This is a genomic window from uncultured Cyclobacterium sp. (genome assembly GCF_963976465.1).
GTDB lineage: Bacteria > Bacteroidota > Bacteroidia > Cytophagales > Cyclobacteriaceae > Cyclobacterium.
The window spans coordinates 1-2,665 of the sequence record NZ_CAXBOC010000637.1 but is presented as its reverse complement, the minus strand read 5'-3'; the positions used below and the strand labels follow the sequence as shown (position 1 = coordinate 2,665).

Annotated in this window: 3 protein-coding genes; all 3 read right to left on the bottom strand. The window is 39.2% G+C overall.

Going from position 1 to position 2,665, the window contains the following annotated elements:
• A partial coding sequence (locus AAC037_RS23290) for a UDP-3-O-acyl-N-acetylglucosamine deacetylase (protein WP_339906005.1) occupies nucleotides 1–438 on the bottom strand: 438 nt, incomplete at its 3' end.
• Between the two features lie 51 nt (nucleotides 439–489).
• The gene (gene lpxD, locus AAC037_RS23285) at nucleotides 490–1,509 is read right to left on the bottom strand and encodes a UDP-3-O-(3-hydroxymyristoyl)glucosamine N-acyltransferase (protein WP_339906003.1); all 1,020 of its coding nucleotides are present in this window, start codon (nucleotides 1,507–1,509) and stop codon (nucleotides 490–492) included.
• A gap of 16 nt (nucleotides 1,510–1,525) precedes the next feature.
• A partial coding sequence (locus AAC037_RS23280) for an HD domain-containing protein (protein WP_339906001.1) occupies nucleotides 1,526–2,665 on the bottom strand: 1,140 nt, incomplete at its 5' end.

Genomic DNA, 2,665 nt, shown 5'->3' with positions numbered 1-2,665 from the left:
TTCAACTTCTCTGGCACTGTCTCTGTAATGGATGCTTTCAGGAACTTCAAAAAACCTTCTCAGTGCATTTTGTTCTTCAAGCCCTGCCTCTTCAAGTATATTGATGAATTGGATACTGCTTCCATCTAAAATTGGCGGTTCAGGTCCATTAAGTTGTATCAGCACATTGTCTATTTCCATTCCAACAAGCGCAGCCAATACGTGCTCAACCGTAAAAACCCTTGCTCCCCCTTGCTCTAGCGTAGTTCCCCGAGAGACATCTACAACGTTGTCAACATCAGCATCAATGATTGGCTGTCCCTCCAGGTCCATTCTCTGAAATTTATACCCATGGTTAGGGCTGGCCGGCAAAAAGGTCATATTAGCTACCACTCCCGTATGTAGACCTACACCGTTCAGAGTAACTTGTTTTTTAATGGTATGCTGTTTTACTTTCATTTAAATCAATAACTATATACTAGAGGTGCTCCAATTCAATTTTCAAATTTATTATTTTTTTTCAAGCTCTCTTAATTTGTCTTGAAGTAAAGGTAACTTCTTAAAGACAGAATAAGATTTTAGCGATGCTTTTAAGTCAAAGCCTATATAACCAAAAAGCGTTGTTCCTGGTTCATTAACCGATTTCATTATTCCGGTGTTTCCCCCAACCACCGTCCGATCTGCAAGCTCAATATGCCCCACAGTAGAAGATTTACCGGCCAAGACACAATTCTTGCCTATAATAGTGGAACCGGCAACACCTGCCTGGGAAGCGATAACCGTGTTCTCCCCAATGGTAACATTGTGGGCAATTTGAACTTGATTGTCTAATTTTGCTCCCTTTTTAATTGTCGTGGAACCCAAGGTTGCACAGTCAATGGTGGAGTTGGCCCCAATACTAACATTGTCTTCCAGCACAACGTTACCTAATTGGGGGACATTCTTGTAAGTACCATCTGCCTGTGGAGAGAAACCAAAACCATCAGACCCGATGATAGCCCCCGAGTGAATTTCGCAGTCATTGCCAATTTTTGTTTGGGCATAAATTTTTACTCCCGGATGAAATACACAATTGTTGCCAATGATAACATCATCTCCAATGTATACTTGGGGGTAAATTTTGACATTGTCTCCAATGGTGCAATTTTTGCCAATATAAGAATAGGCACCGCGATAAAATCCCTCTCCTATGGTACTGTTTTCCCCGAGATGGCAAGGCTCCTCTTTTCCTATCGGATTTGGCTTTGTCAACTCTGCATAACTCTCAAGTAGTTTAGAAAAAGCTGTATACGGATCTTTTACCTTAATTAAGGTTGTGGAAACCGGTTTTTGAGGGGCGAAGTCCTCGGATACGATAATTGCCGAGCATTTGGTGGTGTAGAGGTACTTCTCATACTTCAGGTTAGAAAGAAATCCTATGCTGCCTTGTGTGCCTTCTTGGATTTTTTTGAGGGTATCAATTACTTGCGAACCATCACCTTCTACAGTTCCTTCCAAAAGTTGGGCAATTTGATCGATGGTGAATTCCATTGGGGTTAATTAATTTTTACCGTAAAGTTAAATTTTTAGCATGACAAGCATAGTGTTTTTTTACAATTTTACTCATCGCTTTGATGTTTGGCAAATCTGCAGCGGTGGCAACATCCTGAACTTTGCCTTTTTTTGTCAAAATTAAAATTTTATTTTCAGTTAAATATCCATAATTACTTATCTCCCCTTCAGAGAAAAAATATTTTAATTCATTGTCAGAGATGGCTAGCTTTTTTTGAATTTTTGATTTTAATTTATCCATTTCCTGCCTTTTGAAGGCGTCATTGCTAAAATGTATTTTAAATAAATTTCTAGTTAAAAACATTTTTGAAATTTCTTTTAAGACAAAATCATCTGTGTTTTTCCAAAGTTTTATAGCACCCCAAATGTCCAGGTCATCCAGTTGAGCAAAATCATTTAGCCAAATTGGTGTTCCCGGTCCATTTTCTTGAGGAAGGTCTTTCTTTAGAAATCCCAAAAACTCAATAGATCCGGGGAGCGTTTCACCTGAGCGTGCAAGGTATTTGGCTCTTAAGATCAGGTTGATAAGCATTTTTTCAGCGCATACCGTGGTTTTGTGCAGGTAAACCTGCCAATACATTAGCCTTCTGGCGTTAAGAAAATTTTCGATACTGTAAATTCCTTTCTCTTCGATGACCACCTCATCATTTATGATCGTCATCATTTTAATAATCCTATCAGCTCCAATGGTGCCCTCAGAAACCCCTGTAAAAAAGCAATCCCGCTGTAAATAGTCTAATCTATCGATATCCAATTGACTTGAGACTAGTTGGTGAAAGAATTTTCTTTCGTAACTTCCGACAAAAATTGCTCTTGCCGTGGAAAGTTGGCCATTAAATTGTTTATTCAATTCATCAAAGAAGAGAAGAGATAAGGTTTCATGATGCTGTCCTTTTAAAAGAATGGATTCTAATGCGTGGGAGAAAGGGCCGTGACCTATGTCATGGAGGAGAATAGCAAGCAAGGCAGCTTCATATTCTTCATCAGAAATTTCAATTCCTTTGTTCCGAAGTTGATCCAAGGTGATGCTCATAAGGTGCATCGCTCCAATAGCATGATGAAAACGAGTATGCAAGGCTCCGGGATAAACCATATCGGTCAAACCAAGTTGCTTGATTCTACGTAACCTTTGAAA

Bases quoted from the DNA above. Each gene is read 5' to 3' on its own strand.
- lpxD (WP_339906003.1), bottom strand. From the start codon at position 1,509: ATGGAATTCACCATCGATCAAATTGCCCAACTTTTGGAAGGAACTGTA.